The sequence below is a fragment of the Streptomyces sp. NPDC085596 genome, from assembly GCF_044541565.1.
Taxonomy (GTDB): Bacteria; Actinomycetota; Actinomycetes; order Streptomycetales; family Streptomycetaceae; genus Streptomyces.
This window is the reverse complement of sequence record NZ_JBITTC010000004.1, coordinates 355,824-371,739: the sequence shown is the minus strand read 5'-3', so window position 1 is coordinate 371,739 and position 15,916 is coordinate 355,824. Positions and strand designations below refer to the sequence as shown.

Genomic DNA, 15,916 nt, shown 5'->3' with positions numbered 1-15,916 from the left:
GCATGACTGCTGTGCTGTTCGACTTCTCGGGCACGCTGTGCCGTGTCGAGTCCACCGAGTCCTGGTTGCGCGCCGCCCTCGCGGCGACCGGCACCACGCTGACCGAGCCGCAACTCATGCGGACGGCAGCCGCGTTGGAGGCGGCGGGAGCGCTGCCGGGCGGCGCCGAACCGGAGACCGTACCGGAGGAACTGGCCGGGGCGTGGGCGGACCGGGACCTCGGAGCCACGGAGCACCGGGCCGCGTTCACCGGCCTGTCCCGGCAGGTGGCTCTGCCCGGAAAGGACCTGCACGACGTGCTGTACGACCGCCACATGACCCCCGCCGCGTGGACCCCGTACCCCGACGCGGCCCCCGTGCTGCGGGAGTTGCGGGAGCGCGGGATCGCCGTCGGCATCGTCAGCAACATCGGCTGGGACCTGCGGCCGGTCTTCCGGGAGCACGGGCTCGACGCCTACGTGGACGCGTACGTGCTGTCGTACGAGCACAGGATGCGGAAGCCGGACCCCCGGCTGTTCGCCGTGGCCTGCGCGGAGTTGGGTGTCGAGCCCGAGCGCACGCTGATGGTCGGGGACAGCAGGGCGGCGGACGGTGGTGCGGCCGCGCTCGGCTGCCGGGTGCACTTCGTGGACCATCTGCCGGTGGCCGCCCGCCCGGACGCGCTGCTGCCCGTACTGGACCTGATGCCGGAAGCGGAACTGCCGTCCGTCTGAGGCGCTCCCCCGCGGCGCTCAGACGAACGGCAGCCCTGAGAAGGCCCCGCGCGATCCGGCGCCTCACACCTTGAGTATAGTTGGCTGACAGCCAGTCAACGCAGGAGTTCCGTAATGTCCCCGCGCAGCGCCTCGGTCAATGAAGAGCTGCGGCGGCGTTCGCGCGAGCGGCTCCTCCAGGCGGCGGTCGAGCTGGTGGACGAGCGCGGGTTCGAGGCGACCACCCTGGGCGACATCGCGGACCGCGCCGGATCGGCGCGCGGACTGGTCTCGTACTACTTCCCCGGCAAGCGCCAGCTGGTGCAGTCCGCCGTGCACCGGCTGATGCACCGCACGCTGGAGGAGGCGCTGGAGCGGGAGCCGCGTACCGAGGACGGCCGGGAGCGGCTGGCCCGTGCCATCGACGCGATCCTGGGCCTGGCGCGGGAGCGGCCGGTGCTCATGCGCCAGCACATGGCGGGCCTGCTGCACGCGGAGGGCTTCGTGCAGTGCCCGGAGCAGCGGCGGCTGTCCGAACTCCTCGGGGACACGGTCGCCCGCTGCGGCTCGGACGACGTCACGGCCGACTATCCGATGCTGCGAGCCCTGCTGATGGGCGCGGTGTACGCGGCGCTGGTGCCGGGGGTGCCGATGCCGGTGCCGGTGCTGCGCGCGGAGCTGTTCGAGCGGTACGGGCTCGACGGGGAGCTGGGCGTCCCGCCGGGGAGCGACCCGGACGACGGGTCCGGCCGGGGAGACTTGTCCCGGTTCTTCGCCACGGACGAGCAGACGGACAGGCGGACAGACGGGCGGACGGACGAGCGGGGCGAGTGACCCGGCCGGTCTCCGTGACCGGATGGCCCGCCAGCCCCTGCCGACGCGGGCGCGTGGTGCGATGCTGGAGCCGTCAGGGCTGTCTCCCGATGCCCACGGGGTGAGGAGTACGCCGTGCTGCGGGTCGCCGTCGTCGGCTCCGGACCGAGCGGGTGCTACACCGCGCAGAACCTGGTGGAGCGCCACCCAGACGTGCACGTGGACGTGCTGGACCGGCTGCCGGCCCCGTTCGGGCTGGTGCGCTACGGCGTCGCCCCGGACCACGAGAAGATCAAGTCGCTCCAGGGCAACCTGCGGACGGTGCTGGAGCACGACCGGGTCCGGTTCCTCGGCGGCGTCGGGGTGGGCGGCCCGGACGGGGTGCCGGTGGAGCGGCTGCGGGAGCTGTACCACGCGGTGGTGTACTGCGTGGGCGCGGCGGCCGGCCGTCCGCTGGGCATTCCCGGCGAGGAGCTGCCGGGCAGCTGGTCGGCGTCGGAGTTCGTCTCCTGGTACAGCGCGCATCCGGACGCGGCCGACGAGGGTTTCCTGCGCGATGTGCGCTCCGCCGTGGTCATCGGGGTCGGCAATGTGGCCGTGGACGTGACGCGGATGCTGATGCGCGGCGCGGCCGAGCTGCACGGGACGGACATGCCGCAGGCGGCGCTGGAGATGCTGGCCGGGGGCGGGGTCGGCGAGGTACTGATGGCCGGGCGGCGCGGTCCCACGCAGGCCCGGTTCACCACCAAGGAACTGCGTGAGCTGGGCGGTCTGCCGGGTGTCGGGGTCTCGGTCGACCCGGCGGAACTGGCGCTCGATCCGGGTTTCGCGGACCTGCCGGCGCTGCCCGCCGCCCAGCGCCGTAACGCGGAGGTGCTGCGCGACTGGGCCGCCGTCTCTCCCCCGGAGACCGACCGGACGATCCGGCTGCGGTTCTTCCTCCGCCCGGTGGAGGTGCTGGAGTCGGACGGCCGGGTGGGCGGGGTGCGCTTCGAGCGGACCACGCCGGACGGGCAGGGCGGGGTGCGGGGCACGGGCGTGTACGAGGACGTGCCGGCGCAGTTGGTGCTGCGCTCGGTGGGGTATCGCGGGATGCCGCCGGAGGGGCTGCCGTCCGACCCGGTGACCGGGATGGTGCCGCATCTGGCGGGCCGGGTGCTGAGCGACGGCGTCCCCGTGCCGGGCGAGTACGTGGCCGGGTGGATCAAGCGCGGCCCGACGGGCGTCATCGGCAGCAACCGTTCCTGCGCCAAGGAGACGGTGACCTCGCTGCTGGAGGACGCCCCCGCGCTGGAGTCCCGTGAGGTGCCGGAGGACCCGCTGCCGGGGCTGCGGGCGGCGGGCGCCGACCCGGTGGCGTGGCCGGGCTGGCTGGCGATCGAGCGGGCCGAGGCGGAGCTGGGCGCGAGCCTGGGCCGGAACCCGGTCAAGCTGTCCGACTGGGACGCGCTGTGGGCGGCGGCTCGGTCGGAGTAGGTCGGCGGGCGGTGTCCCCATTCTCTACGTGGGCATGACACACAGCGGCAACGCACCGGAAATCAACAAACTGTTCAAGCCCCCTACGGTCTCGTGCAGTCCGGTTGCCGCTCCCCGCCCGCCGCTCAGGAGGCCCCATGGCCACGACCGCCGAAGAAGTGCACCCCGTCGACGAGATACCCCCACTGCGCCGGCTCGCGGCCTTCGGGCTCCAGCATGTGCTGGCCATGTACGCGGGTGCCGTGGCGGTCCCGCTGATCGTGGGCGGCGCGCTGCGGCTCTCCCCCGCCGACCTGGCGTATCTGATCACCGCCGATCTGCTGGTGTGCGGGGTGGCGACGCTGATCCAGTGCGTCGGCTTCTGGCGGTTCGGCGTACGGCTGCCGATCATGCAGGGGTGCACGTTCGCGGCCGTGTCCCCGATGGTGCTGATCGGTACGACGGGCGGCGGGCTGCCCGCGATCTACGGCTCGGTGATCGTCGCGGGGCTGGCGATCGTGCTGCTCGCGCCCGTCTTCGGCCGGCTGCTGCGGTTCTTCCCTCCGCTGGTCACCGGCACCGTCATCCTGATCATCGGTGTCTCCCTGCTGCCGGTGGCGGGCAACTGGGCGGCCGGCGGGGTGGGCGCGAAGGACTTCGGGGCACCCCGGAATCTGGCGCTGGCCGCGTTCGTGCTGGCGGTGGTGCTGGGCGTGCAGCGCTTCACCCCGCCCTTCCTGGCCCGGGTGGCCGTGCTGACCGGCATCGTGGTGGGCCTGGCCGTGGCGGTGCCGTTCGGCTTCACGGACTTCGGCGGGGTCGCGGGCGCGGACTGGGTGGGGATCAGCACCCCGTTCCACTTCGGGGCGCCCGAATTCCGGGTGTCGGCGATCGTGTCCATGCTCGTGGTGGCGCTGGTGACCATGACGGAGACCACCGGTGACCTGATCGCGGTGGGCGAGATGACCGGCCGTAAGGTCGAGCCGCGTTCCCTGGCGGACGGGCTCCGCGCGGACGGCCTCTCGACCGTGCTGGGCGGCGTGTTCAACACCTTCCCGTACACCGCGTACGCCCAGAACGTCGGCCTGGTCGGCATGACGCGCGTACGCAGCCGCTGGGTGGTCGCCGCGGCGGGCGCCCTGCTCGTCCTCCTCGGCCTGCTGCCCAAGCTGGGTGCCATGGTGGCCGCCGTCCCCGCGCCGGTGCTCGGCGGGGCCGGCCTGGTGATGTTCGGAACGGTCGCGGCGAGCGGTCTGCGCACCCTGGCCTCCGTCGACTTCCGGGGCAACCACAACCTCACCGTCGTAGCGGTCTCGGTCGCGGTCGGCATGCTCCCGGTGGGCGTGCCCACGGTGTACGCGAAGTTCCCCGACTGGTTCCAGACGGTCATGAACAGCGGCATCAGCGCGGGCTGCCTGACGGCGATCACCCTGAACCTGCTGTTCAACCACCTGCCCGGGCGCAAGGCCCAGGGGGCGCCCGTACTCGCCGAGGGCGCCTAGGCCCGGTCCTCCGTCGGTACCAGTCCGGCGACGAGTTCCTCCAGCCGGGGCAGGGCCCGCTGGCCGGCGAGGGCGAGGGCGATCGCCAGGGCGACGCCCGTCCAGGCGACCGGGCCCAGCGGGGTGCAGCCGACCAGGCGGCTGACGCCGGGGGTCTGGATGACGGCCACGAGGACCGCGGCGGAGCCGAGGGCGGTGAAGCGGACCAGGTTGCTGTCCCGGCGGTCCAGGAGGGTCTGGACGAGCTGGGTACCGACCACGCCGCACAGGGCCATGGTGCTGGAGCGGCGGGCCGTGCCGGGGGTGAACCGGCCGATGAGCCAGGCCGTGATGGCGCCGAGCGCGGTGGTCAGGGCGCGGTGCCGGATCTGCCGGATCAGCGGGGCGCCGAGGACTCCGCCCGCCGCGTCCTCCGGGGACGCGGTCCGGCTGCGTACCTCGGTGTCGTCGCCGTCCTTCGGGGTCACGGCCACCGCCATGGCCGGGAACAGGTCGGTGAAGAGGTTCACCAGCAGCATCTGCCGGGTGGACAGCGGGGCGGTGCCGGAGAGCAGGGTGCCGAGGATGCCGAAGGCGACCTCGCCCGCGTTGCCGCCGATGAGGATGGCGATGGCGTCGGCGACGCTGTGCCACAGCGAACGTCCTTCGCCGATGGCGTCGATGAGGACGGTCAGGTCGTCGTCGGTGAGGACGATGTCGGCGGCGTTGCGCGCGGCGGCCGAGCCCCGTGCGCTGATGCCGACGCCGATGTCGGCGGCGCGGATCGCGGCGGCGTCGTTGGCGCCGTCGCCGACCATGCCGACCACCCGGCCCGCGTCCCGCAGCGCCTCCACGACCTGGAGCTTCTGCTCGGGAGCGACGCGGGCCACGACCCCGGCGTCCCGCAGCATGCGGGCGCGGGTGCGCCGGTCGGCGGCGGCCAGTTCGTCCCCGGTGACCACCTCGGTGTCCTCGGGCCAGCCGAGTTCCTGGGCGATGGCGCGGGCGGTCTGCGGGTGGTCGCCGGTGAGCATGACCGGCCGTACGCCCTCTTCGTAGAGGCCGCGCACGAGTGCCTTGGAGGTCTCGCGGGGTACGTCGGAGAGAGCGAGCAGGCCGGTGAACTCCAGTCCGTGCAGCGGCTCTTGGAGGGCGTCAGACTCCGTCTCGCCGTCGTCGAGGCGCCGCATGGCCACCGCGAGGACGCGCAGTCCGGCTCCGGCGAGGGAGTGGGCGGAGTCGTGCGCACGGTCGGACAGATCCGCGCAGCCGGGCAGCACGGTCTCGGGGGCGCCCTTGACGACCAGGGTGCGGGGGCCGTCGCCCTCCCGGCCCACGGCGGCCGCGTAACCCCGCGCGGCCTCGAAGGAGAGGCCGCCGAGCTGGGTCCAGTCCGGGTCGGGGGCGGCCGCGTGGATGACGGCCTCGTCGGTGGCGTGCACCGGGCGTCCGGAGCCGTTCACGCGGGGGCAGGCCCGCGCGGCGCGGCGCAGGGTCGCGGCGGGGCCCGCCTCGCCCGCGTCTCCTGCCGCCCACTCGGTGCCCTCGGCGTCGGATACCCGGACGACCCGGAGCCGGTTCTCGGTGAGGGTGCCGGTCTTGTCGAAGCAGAAGGTGTCGACGCGGCCCAGCGCCTCCAGGGTGCGCGGGGTGCGGACCAGGACGCCTGCGCGGCTCAGGCGGCGGGCGGCGGCGAGCTGCGCGACGGTGGCGACCAGCGGCAGCCCCTCGGGCACGGCGGCGACCGCGACGGCCACGCCACCGCTGACAGCCTCGCGCACGGGGGTGCCGCGCAGCAGGGCGAGTCCGGTCACGGCGGCGCCACCGGCCAGGGTCAACGGCAGTGTCTTGCGGGTGAGTTCCTGGAGCCGGGCCTGCACTCCGGCCGCCGGGGGCGTGCGGGCGGCGAGGTGGACGGCGCGGGCCGCCTCGGTGCGCTCGCCGGTGTCGACGACGACGGCGTGGGCGGTGCCCGCCACGACGGTGGTGCCCTCGAAGACCATGCAGCGCCGGTCGGCGACGGCCGCGTGCGGGGTGGCCCCGACGTGCTTGTGCACCGGCAGGGACTCGCCGGTCAGCGCGGACTCGTCCACCTCCAGGCCGTCCTGCCACAGCAGACGGGCGTCGGCGGGGACCACGTCGTCGCCTTTCAGCTCGATCACGTCGCCGGGCAGCAGTTGTCCGGCGTCCACGGTGCGGGTGCCGCCCGCGGGCGCCTCCTCCGGCGGGGGCGCGACCCGCGCCTTGCGCTGCTGCTCGGTGTGCAGCCCGGACAGCGCCCGCTCGGCGCGCAGCCGCTGGACGCCGCCGACGAGCGCGTTCAGGTCGAGGGCGCCCACGACGAGCAGGGCGTCCACGACCGAGCCGAGGATCGCGGAGGCGGCGGAGCCGACCGCCAGTACGGGGGTGAGCGGGTCGTCGAGTTCACCGCGTACGGCCTGGCCGAGCTGCCAGGTGAAGCGGGCCGGGGCGAGGGCGGGTACGCGGGCGATCCGGCCGGCGGTCTTGCGGACTTCGGTGGCGGCCCGCTCCAGGGCGCCGGGTTCGGGGGGCGCCTCGCGGTCCAGCCGTTCCACCGCCTCGTCGGGGTCCAGTTCGTGCCAGCGCACGCGGGCGTGGGGGTGCGGGGCGCGGGCGGTGGCCACTCCGAGGGCGGCCCAGACGCCGTACGCCAGGGCGGTCAGCGCGCCGGTGTCGACGGGGGCGTGCCGCAGGCCGGGCAGGACCGAGCGGCGCCCGCGGCCGCGCCGGGCCTCGCCGATGGCCACCAGGAGGCCGGAGAGCGCGGCGCCGGAGCGGGCCAGGACCTGGCCCCGGCTGCCGACGGTGCGGGCGGCGGGGATCGCGGTGAGCAGCCGCCACACGTCGGGCAGTCCGTGCGGGGCGAGGATGTCGACGCCCCAGATGACGGCACCCTCCTGGTCGGTGAGCGCGATGGCGATGTCGGCGGCGTCGAGTCCGGCCAGTACGTCGCTCTCCTCGATGGCGCGCGGCCGGGCGACGGTGATGACGACGCGTTCGTCGGCGTCCTCCTCGTCCTCCGCCCGGGCATCCAGTTCGCCGCGCAGGGCGTGCACGACGTCGTCCAACGGCCTTCTGGCGTCGACCACTTGGTCGGCGAGTGCGATGAAGTCCTCCAGGGCGGGGTCGTCGACGAGGACGACGCGCAGCCGGGCGCGGCGGGCCGCGTCGAGCACGGCCTCGGTCCACGGGTCGGGCAGCCCTTCGTCGGTGCGCAGCGCGCTCGGGTGCAGCAGGAGGGTTCCGGCCATCTCCAGCTGTCTGAGCCGTTCCGGGTCGCGGACCAGCACATCGGCGCGGGCCAGGGCGGTGCCGAGTACGGCGTGGAAGGCGGCGGGGGCGTACCGGGCGGCCTTGGGCGAGCCCGCGAGTGCGGCCTCGGCGGCGGAGTTCAGGTTCCGCTTGACCAGCAGCGCGGCCACCGCGCCGAGCACACTGCCCGCCGAGGCGTGAGCCGCGTACACCTGGGCCGGGGACTCGCGCAGCGGTGGGCGCGGGGAGCCGGAGGGGGCGACGCTGACGCGTTCGGGCCCGCACAGCTCGTCGTGGAGGGAGTCGAAGGCGGCGGCGCGGGCCATGGTCTCGGTGAGCTGGAGGGAGCGCAGGGTGCCGTCGAGCACGAGCGAGGTGGGGGTCTGCCCGGCGGCGTGCACGATCGCGTTGGCGCTGGCCAGCAGGAGGTCCATGCGGGCGACCCCGAGGCGGGCGCGCAGCAGGGCGCGGACGCGGGGGTTCTCCCGCAGCAGGGTGACGCAGGCGGTGACCGCGCGGGGCGTGGGGGGCAGCCGCAGGAGGTAGCCGGTGAGGGCGCCGGCGATGCCGATCAGGTCGACGCCGAGGGTGGTGGCGGCGGCCCGCACGCCGGCCGGGTCGGCGGGGTGGACGTGTTCCTCGGGGTCGCCGCCCCGTACGAGCAGCCCGTCGCGTACGGCGAGGTCGGCGACGCGGTCCACCACCCGGTCGCTGACGGCGTCCTCGGTCATGGTCACGACCAGGCGGGCGAGTCCCTCGTCCCAGTAGGCGAGGAGCACGTCGGGCCGGTCGGCGAGCGCCGCGGCGATCCGGCGGGCCAGGTGGGCGCGGCCGCCCGCGCCGCGTACCCGGTCCGGTTCGGCGGTGCGCAACGGGAGGTGGAGGCGGGCGCCGGAGCGCCAGTGGGCGGGGCCGCCGGGCAGCGCGGTGCGGGCGACCCGTGTCACGCGTACGGCCGCGTCCGCTCCGCGTACGCCCGCCCGTGCGGTGCCCGCGGCGGCGCCGGCCGCCGCGCCGATCAGGGGTACGGCGGCCTCCGCGAGGAGCCGGGGCAGGCGGGCGGCGGCCGAGGGCGCGGTGAGGAGGTTGAGGACCATTCCGGCCGTCAGAGGCTCGTGCGTTCGGGGCGGGCGGTCGGCCCGAGCTGGCTGGTGGCGCCCTTGGGCTGCTTCCCGGACTTCTTGCCGTGCTTCTTGGGCGAGGGCTCCGGGTGCGCGGACTCGGCGTCCGTGGCCTTCACGGGGCCGGGAGCGTCATGGTGCCCGGTCCGCAGGGCCGCCTCGCCCACCTCGGCCTCGCTCGCGGGGGCCGGTCCGCCGGTCTCGGCCACCGGGGTCTTCACGGCGCCGTCGGCGGGGGCCGGGCGGGGCTGGGTCAGCCAGGCGATGGCGGCTCCGGTCAGCGCCACGGGCCACTCCACGACCCCGGCGACGCCGAGCGCGCCCGCCCCCGTGTACACCAAGAAGCGCCGCCCTCGGGGCGAGACCACGCCGACCATGTCCAGCGTGTCCTGGGCCGCCTTGGAGACCATCGAGGCGCCCGGCACCTTGCTCAGGACGGAGGCGGCGCCGCGCAGGGGCGCGGTGAGGACCGACGACGACTTGTGCTCAGCCATGACTCTCCTCGGGCGAGATCGCCTGCCGTGCCCCACCCGGTGCCCGGAAGCACGCGCACGCTGGTCACCCCCTCCATTCCCAGGAGACGCCAAGCACCGGGCCCGCGCCACTCGGCCGCTCCGCTACGCGCCGCCCGGCAGTCCCACCGACGCGGCCAGCTCCCGCTGGTACCCGGCATAGGCCGCCCGGAGGGCATCGCCCGGCCAGTCCTCGGAGAGGAGGGGGGCGGGCAGGACCGGGTCGGTGAGCAGATGGCGGACGACGGCCGCGAAGGCGGTGAGGCGCTCGGCCGGGTGCCGGGCGTGCGTGGCCCGGCCCAGCTGGGCGCGCGCGTCGGCGGCCCAGCTGTCCAGCGGCCACAGCCGGGCCACCAGTTCGGCGGCGGGCTCGTCGGGGCGGGCGGTGTAGGTCAGGGCCACCTCGGCCAGTTCGTCGGGCAGCGGCCGGGCGAGGTTGGCGGGGCGCAGCCAGACGCCCTCGCGGAGTTCGGCCAGACGCAGCGCGGTCAGCCGGGACCGCAGGTCGGCGCGCTCGGCGGGTCCGCGTCCGGTCGCCGTGATCACGACCATCTCCCAGTCGCCGTCCCACGCGCGCGCGTGCGGCCGTACGGCCTCGTCCTGGCGGCGCTGCCGGGCCAGCAGGCGGTCGCTGAGCCCGTACACGGCGTCGGTGCGCTTCAGGTCGCCCGCGGCCACCATGCGGCTGAGCGCGGCGCGCAGTGTGGAGCCGCCGACGCCGAACGGTTCGACCAGCCGCACCAGTTCCCGCACCGGCAGCCGGGGCGGATGCGCGCCGAGCAGCAGGCTCAGCACGACCGACCGCGCGGACAACGGCCTGGTCACGGGCTCGGCCGACGGGTTCATGCGCATGGGCACGTACTGTACGTGCGGCGATTCGTGTTGCGTCATTGCTGCAATCGTACGGAGAGTGCAACATGGCCGTATGGTCCCGATGCCCGAGCAGTCGCCGCTGTACGCCACCCACGACGTCACCAACCAGCCCCCGCCGCTGGCTCCCTACGACGCGTCCGCCGACGTAGCCCTGCTGGAGGGGCTGCGCCGGGAGGGTGCCGGGTGGGCCGAGGACGGCGTCCGGCTGCTGGGGCTGCGCGCGGGCGGCGCCGAGGCGCAGGAGTGGGGTGAGCTGGCCAACCGGCACGAGCCGGAGCTGCGCACCCACGACCGCTACGGCAACCGTGTCGACGAGGTCGATTTCCACCCCAGCTGGCACCATCTGATGCGCACCGCCGTCGCCGAGGGCCTGGCCGGCACCCCGTGGGCGGACGACCGCCCCGGCGCGCACGTGGCCCGTACGGCGGGCGGCCTGGTCTGGGGGCACACCGAGGCCGGGCACGGCTGCCCGACCTCGATGACGTACGCCGCCGTCCCCGCCCTGCGCGCCCAGCCGGACCTGGCGAAGGTCTACGAACCCCTGCTCACCAGCCGGGAGTACGACCCGGGGCTGCGTGTGCCCACCGAGAAGCGGGGTCTGCTCGCCGGGATGGGCATGACCGAGAAGCAGGGCGGCTCCGACGTCCGCACCAACACCACCGTGGCCACGCCGACGGACGAGCCCGGCGTGTACACGCTGCGCGGGCACAAGTGGTTCACCTCGGCGCCGATGTGCGATGTGTTCCTGGTGCTGGCGCAGGCGCCGGGCGGGCTCTCCTGCTTCCTGGTGCCGCGGGTGCTGCCGGACGGCAGCCGCAACACCTTCCGCATCCAGCGCCTGAAGGACAAGCTCGGCAACCGCTCCAACGCGTCCTCCGAGCCGGAGTTCGACCGTACGGTGGCGTGGCTGGTCGGGCCGGAGGGGCGCGGGGTCAAGACCATCATCGAGATGGTCAACTGCACCCGGCTGGACTGTGTGATGTCCTCGGCGACCCTGATGCGCAAGACCCTGGTCGAGGCGGGCCACCACGCCCGCCACCGCAGCGCGTTCGGCGCCCGGCTGTTCGACCAGCCGCTGATGCGCAACGTCCTCGCGGACCTGGCGCTGGAGTCGGAGGCGGCGACGACGCTCACCCTGCGGCTCGCGGGTGCGGCGGACCGGGCGGTGCGCGGGGACGAGGAGGAGCGTGCGTTCCGGCGGATCGCCACGGCTGTGGGCAAGTACTGGGTCACCAAGCGGGGTCCGGCGTTCACCGCCGAGGCGCTGGAGTGCCTGGGCGGCAACGGGTACGTCGAGGACTCCGGCATGCCCCGGCACTACCGGGAGGCGCCGCTGCTGTCGATCTGGGAGGGCTCGGGGAACGTCAACGCCCTCGATGTGCTGCGGGCGCTGGTCCGGGAGCCGGGGAGCGCCGAGTCGCTGTTCGGGGAACTCGCCCTCGCGCGCGGGGCCGACGCCCGTCTGGACGCGACCGTGGCCTCGCTGAAGCGGGAGCTGGCCGAGGCGGACCAGTTGAGCGCGCGCCGGGTGGTCGAGCGGATGGCGCTGGCCCTCCAGGCGTCCCTCCTCGTCCGCCACGCCCCGCCCGAGGTGGCCGACGCGTTCTGCGCGACCCGGCTGGGCGGCGACTGGGGCCACGCCTTCGGCACCCTGCCCCCGGGCACGGACCTGGACACCATCCTCGACCGGGCGCTGCCGGCCTGAGCGGGGCGGGACCGTGGGCTCGGGCCTGGCCGAGCAGGCTGGGCCTGGCGCAGGGGCCAGGCGGGGAGCCCTTGGGCGGCCCCTGGGCCGGAACCCCGAGCGGGGATCTCAGGTGGAAGCCCTGAGCCGGGGGCCTCGGGCGAGTCTCACCCCGTCGTACGGCCCCACTGCGGGCCCAGCCGGGCCCACTCGGCGTCCCAGAGGGCCAGGCGGCGGCGTTCCAGCCGGGCGAGCAGGAAGCGGCCGGCGGCGAAGGGGACGGCTGCCGCGCCCGCGCCGAACAGGGTGCCGACGAAGGCGGCGCGGACGGCGGCTTCGGTGGCGGTGGCGGGCCGGCCGGCGAGCCGTCCTCGCTCGTCGGTCCAGATGGCGACCGGCGCGCCGGTCGCCGCGCCCGGCGCGACCCGGACCTGGCCGGTGCGGGGCGAGCCGTCGCCCGCGGTCCAGCGGACCTCCGCCCAGACCCGTTCGCGGCTGGAGCTACGGGCCCCGGACCGGCCGGGGGCGTGCGCGACGACGTAGGCGACCATCGGATGCCAGGTGGCGCGCTCATGGGCGAGGCCGCGCTCGACCGACCGCGCGGCCGTGAGCCCGGCCGCGATCCCGGCGAGCAGGGTCAGCAGCCAGACGCCCAGCAGCACCCACCCCTCCACCACGTCGGCACGGCGCCGCAGCGGACCGCGCCGCCACCGCCACAGCCACACACGCGGACCACGGAACGCCTTCAAGGCCATCCTCCTCACGAGCGCGCCGACAGGCCGGACCGCCTTCCGATACGGACGCCTGCGGCCTGTTGCTCACACACCGCCCTGACCTGCGATGACACGCGCCTTGAAGGTCACTGTCAGTGGCGGGGTGCAGACTGGGCGAAATCGAAGAATGCCGCGTCCGACGCCGGTGCGGCACAGTGGACGACGAAGTCCCGGAGGTGGTCGGCATGACCGAGGTACTGCTCGCCGTGGGTACCCGCAAGGGCCTGTTCATCGGCAGGCGGCGCGGGGGCACCTGGGAGTTCGACGACGGCCCCCGGTTCAACGCCCAGGCCGTCTACGCGGTCGCCATCGACACGCGCGGCGGCACACCCCGGCTGCTGGCCAGCGGCGACAGCGCGCACTGGGGTCCCTCGGTGTTCCACTCCGACGACCTGGGCCGCACCTGGTCCGAGCCCGCGCAGCCGGCCGTCAGATTCCCCAAGGACACGGGCGCCTCGCTGGAGCGGGTCTGGCAGCTGCACCCGGCCGCCGCCGAGCCGGACGTGGTGTACGCGGGCACGGAACCGGCCGCGCTGTACCGCTCCGAGGACCGCGGGGAGAGCTTCGAGCTGGTGCGTCCGCTGTGGGAGCATCCGACCCGCTCCCGGTGGGTGCCGGGCGGTGGCGGTGAGGGGCTGCACACGGTGCTGACCGACGCCCGCGATCCGCGCGCGGTGACGGTGGCGGTCTCCACGGCCGGGGTGTTCCGCACGACGGACGGCGGGGAGAGCTGGGCTCCGTCGAACTCCGGGGTGTCCGCCGTCTTCCTGCCCGATCCGGACCCGGAGTTCGGCCAGTGCGTGCACAAGGTCGCCAGGGACGCGGACGACCCGGACCGTCTGTATCTCCAGAACCACTGGGGGGTGTACCGCAGCGACGACGCGGGCGCGCACTGGACCGACATCGGCGAGGGCCTCCCCTCGACCTTCGGCTTCGCGGTCGCCGCGCATCCGCACCGGGGCGGCACGGCGTACGTCTTCCCGATCAACGCCGATGCCGACCGGGTGCCCGCCGACCACCGCTGCCGGGTGTTCCGTACCCCCGACGCCGGGAAGAGCTGGGAGCCGCTGTCGGAGGGCCTGCCCCAGGAGGACCACTACGGCACCGTGCTGCGCGACGCCCTGTGCACCGACGACGCGGACCCGGCGGGCGTCTACTTCGGCAATCGCAACGGGGAGGTGTTCGCCTCCGCCGACGACGGGGACACCTGGCGGCAGCTGGCCTCCCACCTGCCGGATGTGCTCTGCGTGCGGGCGGCGGTGGTCGGCTGAGGGGCCGCCTCCGGCACTCGGCACTCGGCTAGGCGGCTAGGCGGCTAGGCAGGTCACTGGGGGCGGGGCCCCGGGCCGGGCGGTGCGGCCCGGCCCAGGTGCGGCCCGAGCCGGTGCGCCGGGCCGGCCGCCATCGATCCCATCGGGCTACGGCAGGCGCCAGTCCACCGGCTCGGCGCCCTGGCCGGTCAGCAGCTCGTTGGCCCGGCTGAACGGGCGGGAGCCGAAGAAGCCGCGGTCCGCCGACATGGGCGACGGGTGCGCGGACTCGATCGCCGGGTAGTCCCCGAGCAGGGGCCGCAGGTTGCGGGCGTCGCGGCCCCACAGGATGGACACCAGCGGCGTGCCGCGTGCGGCGAGCGCGCGGATGGCCTGCTCGGTGACCTCCTCCCAGCCCTTGCCGCGATGGGCTCCGGGCTTGCGCGGCGCCGTGGTGAGGGCCCTGTTCAGCAGCAGGACGCCCTGGGAGGTCCACGGGGTCAGATCACCGTTGGAGGGCCGGGACAGGCCCAGGTCGGTGTTCAGCTCCCGGTATATGTTCTCCAGGCTGCCCGGCAGCGACCGCACCTCCGGCGCCACCGCGAAGCTGAGCCCGATCGCCATGCCCGGCGTCGGATAGGGGTCCTGACCCACGATCAGGACCCGCACCTCGTCGAAGGGCTGCTGGAAGGCCCGCAGGACGTTCGCCCCGGACGGGAGGTAGGTCCGGCCCTCCGCCACCTCGGCACGGAGGAAGTCCCCCATGGCCGTGATGCGGTCGGCCACCGGGTCCAGGGCCTTCGCCCAGCCGGCCTCTACAAGTTCGTTCAACGGTCGTCGTGCCACGTCAAGTCACTCTACTGGCCCGCACTGACATCACCCGAACGGCTGTGGATCGACCCACGCGCACTCCCCCGGCCCCGCTACCCTGCCTCCGTCGTACGCGCGCTCCGGCGAGGAGAGGGGAATCCATTGTTCCCAGAGGGCAGGGCGGTTCGCCCGGCGGTCCCCGGTTTCCTCGCGGTCGACTCCGGGGGCTCCGGCCTGCGGGTGGCCGTGGGGGCGTTCGACGGGGCGCCGCCCGCCGAGGGGAGGTCCGGGCAGCCGGTGCGGACCGGGGAGCGCGGCATCGACCCGGCCCATCTGCTGGAACTCGTCCTCCCGTTGGCGCGGGCCCTCGCGGCGGAGGCGGGGGTGGACGAGCTGACCACGGCCGTGATCGGCGCCGCCGGCTTCGCCACGCTGGGCGACGCCCTGCGCGCCGAACTGCCGGACGCGCTCGCCGGGGCGCTGGGCGTGCGGACCGTCGGACTCGCCGCCGACGCGGTCACGGCCTACATCGGCGCCCTCGGCCCGCGTCCCGGTGCCGTGCTCGCGGCGGGCACCGGTCTGATCGCCATCGGTACGGATCTGAGCGGCTGGCGGCGGGCGGACGGCTGGGGCCATCTGCTGGGCGACTGCGGCGGCGGCGCCTGGATCGGGCGGGCCGGTCTGGAGGCGGCGCTGCGCGCGTACGACGGCCGCGCGGGCGGCTCCGCGCCGCTGCTGGCGCGGGCGCGCGAGCGGTTCGGACCACCGCCGGAGCTGCCCGGGCTGGTCTATCCCCGGCCCGACCGTGCCGCCGTACTCGCCTCCTTCGCCCCGGAGGTCGCCGCCTGCGCTCCGCGCGACCCCGTATCCACCAGCATCCTGCGCGCGGCCGCCCGGCACATGGCCGAGGCCGTCGCCGCCGTGTGTCCGGCATCCGGGGAGCCTGAAGTGGCCTGCACCGGTGGCCTGTTGAAGCTGGGTAAGCCACTCCTCACCTTCCTGCGCGAGGAGTTGGCGCGGCAGGTGCCGCATGCCCGGTCCGCGGCGGCCCAGGGCGATCCGCTGCACGGCTGCGCCCGGCTCGCGTCCGCGCTGGCGGCGGGGGACGCCGTCTGGCCCGAGGACCCGCGCCTGCTCTGTGTGACCGGCGCACGGAAGAGAGCGACATAAAGGGAGATC

The 15,916-nt window shown here is 75.0% G+C and carries 12 protein-coding genes; 7 read left to right on the top strand and 5 right to left on the bottom strand.

All coding sequences use genetic code 11. From position 1 onward, the window contains the following. Positions 1-2: 2 nt before the first annotated feature. The 4 genes from ACIGA3_RS14760 (at position 3) to ACIGA3_RS14745 (ending at position 4,462) form a co-directional block, all read left to right on the top strand. Positions 3-713 carry an HAD family hydrolase gene (locus ACIGA3_RS14760; protein WP_399714765.1) on the top strand — a complete coding sequence of 237 codons (711 nt, stop codon included), beginning with the start codon at positions 3-5 and terminating at the stop codon, positions 711-713. A 114-nt stretch (positions 714-827) separates the two neighbouring features. After that, a complete protein-coding gene (locus ACIGA3_RS14755; protein ID WP_399714763.1) occupies positions 828-1,526 on the top strand; it encodes a TetR/AcrR family transcriptional regulator in 699 nt (232 codons plus the stop codon). A 114-nt stretch (positions 1,527-1,640) separates the two neighbouring features. Beyond that, complete coding sequence (locus tag ACIGA3_RS14750; RefSeq protein WP_399714761.1) at positions 1,641-2,981, top strand: FAD-dependent oxidoreductase; 1,341 nt, start codon at positions 1,641-1,643, stop codon at positions 2,979-2,981. Between the two features lie 137 nt (positions 2,982-3,118). After that, on the top strand, positions 3,119-4,462 hold the full coding sequence (locus ACIGA3_RS14745) for a nucleobase:cation symporter-2 family protein (protein ID WP_399714758.1): 1,344 nt from the start codon (positions 3,119-3,121) through the stop codon (positions 4,460-4,462). On the opposite strand, the gene ACIGA3_RS14740 is transcribed toward ACIGA3_RS14745, so the two are convergent. The 3 genes from ACIGA3_RS14740 to ACIGA3_RS14730 all read right to left on the bottom strand — a co-directional run bounded on the left by ACIGA3_RS14740 (position 4,459) and on the right by ACIGA3_RS14730 (position 10,199). Next, a complete protein-coding gene (locus ACIGA3_RS14740) occupies positions 4,459-8,811 on the bottom strand; it encodes an HAD-IC family P-type ATPase (RefSeq protein ID WP_399714755.1) in 4,353 nt (1,450 codons plus the stop codon). The genes ACIGA3_RS14745 and ACIGA3_RS14740 overlap by 4 nt on opposite strands. A gap of 8 nt (positions 8,812-8,819) precedes the next feature. After that, positions 8,820-9,329, bottom strand: coding sequence for a hypothetical protein (locus ACIGA3_RS14735; protein ID WP_399714753.1), 510 nt, complete (start codon positions 9,327-9,329; stop codon positions 8,820-8,822). A 123-nt stretch (positions 9,330-9,452) separates the two neighbouring features. Further along, the gene (locus tag ACIGA3_RS14730) at positions 9,453-10,199 is read right to left on the bottom strand and encodes a PaaX family transcriptional regulator C-terminal domain-containing protein (protein WP_399714751.1); all 747 of its coding nucleotides are present in this window, start codon (positions 10,197-10,199) and stop codon (positions 9,453-9,455) included. A gap of 73 nt (positions 10,200-10,272) precedes the next feature. Between ACIGA3_RS14730 and ACIGA3_RS14725 the strand changes: the two genes are divergently transcribed. Further along, positions 10,273-11,925: a DNA alkylation response protein gene (locus ACIGA3_RS14725; protein ID WP_399714748.1), complete on the top strand. Its 1,653-nt coding sequence runs from the start codon at positions 10,273-10,275 to the stop codon at positions 11,923-11,925. A 146-nt stretch (positions 11,926-12,071) separates the two neighbouring features. On the opposite strand, the gene ACIGA3_RS14720 is transcribed toward ACIGA3_RS14725, so the two are convergent. Continuing rightward, on the bottom strand, positions 12,072-12,659 hold the full coding sequence (locus ACIGA3_RS14720) for a hypothetical protein (protein ID WP_399714746.1): 588 nt from the start codon (positions 12,657-12,659) through the stop codon (positions 12,072-12,074). A 203-nt stretch (positions 12,660-12,862) separates the two neighbouring features. Here ACIGA3_RS14720 and ACIGA3_RS14715 point away from each other — a divergent pair, with 203 nt between their 5' ends. Beyond that, positions 12,863-13,948 carry a WD40/YVTN/BNR-like repeat-containing protein gene (locus ACIGA3_RS14715; protein WP_399714744.1) on the top strand — a complete coding sequence of 362 codons (1,086 nt, stop codon included), beginning with the start codon at positions 12,863-12,865 and terminating at the stop codon, positions 13,946-13,948. A gap of 147 nt (positions 13,949-14,095) precedes the next feature. Here the strand turns inward: ACIGA3_RS14715 and ACIGA3_RS14710 are convergent, their stop codons facing one another. After that, positions 14,096-14,773 carry a uracil-DNA glycosylase gene (locus ACIGA3_RS14710; protein WP_399714741.1) on the bottom strand — a complete coding sequence of 226 codons (678 nt, stop codon included), beginning with the start codon at positions 14,771-14,773 and terminating at the stop codon, positions 14,096-14,098. 126 nt (positions 14,774-14,899) lie between these two features. Between ACIGA3_RS14710 and ACIGA3_RS14705 the strand changes: the two genes are divergently transcribed. Beyond that, entirely contained in the window at positions 14,900-15,907 is a 1,008-nt protein-coding gene (locus ACIGA3_RS14705; protein WP_399714738.1) for an N-acetylglucosamine kinase, read from the top strand. Positions 15,908-15,916: the final 9 nt, after the last annotated feature.

What these genes read in the sequence shown, in the direction of transcription:
- ACIGA3_RS14715 (WP_399714744.1), top strand. Translation starts at nt 12,863, where the DNA reads ATGACCGAGGTACTGCTCGCCGTGGGTACCCGCAAGGGCCTGTTCATC.
- ACIGA3_RS14755 (WP_399714763.1), top strand. Translation starts at nt 828, where the DNA reads ATGTCCCCGCGCAGCGCCTCGGTCAATGAAGAGCTGCGGCGGCGTTCG.
- ACIGA3_RS14730 (WP_399714751.1), bottom strand. Translation starts at nt 10,199, where the DNA reads ATGCGCATGAACCCGTCGGCCGAGCCCGTGACCAGGCCGTTGTCCGCG.
- ACIGA3_RS14740 (WP_399714755.1), bottom strand. Translation starts at nt 8,811, where the DNA reads ATGGTCCTCAACCTCCTCACCGCGCCCTCGGCCGCCGCCCGCCTGCCC.
- ACIGA3_RS14760 (WP_399714765.1), top strand. Translation starts at nt 3, where the DNA reads ATGACTGCTGTGCTGTTCGACTTCTCGGGCACGCTGTGCCGTGTCGAG.
- ACIGA3_RS14720 (WP_399714746.1), bottom strand. Translation starts at nt 12,659, where the DNA reads ATGGCCTTGAAGGCGTTCCGTGGTCCGCGTGTGTGGCTGTGGCGGTGG.
- ACIGA3_RS14745 (WP_399714758.1), top strand. Translation starts at nt 3,119, where the DNA reads ATGGCCACGACCGCCGAAGAAGTGCACCCCGTCGACGAGATACCCCCA.
- ACIGA3_RS14735 (WP_399714753.1), bottom strand. Translation starts at nt 9,329, where the DNA reads ATGGCTGAGCACAAGTCGTCGTCGGTCCTCACCGCGCCCCTGCGCGGC.
- ACIGA3_RS14725 (WP_399714748.1), top strand. Translation starts at nt 10,273, where the DNA reads ATGGTCCCGATGCCCGAGCAGTCGCCGCTGTACGCCACCCACGACGTC.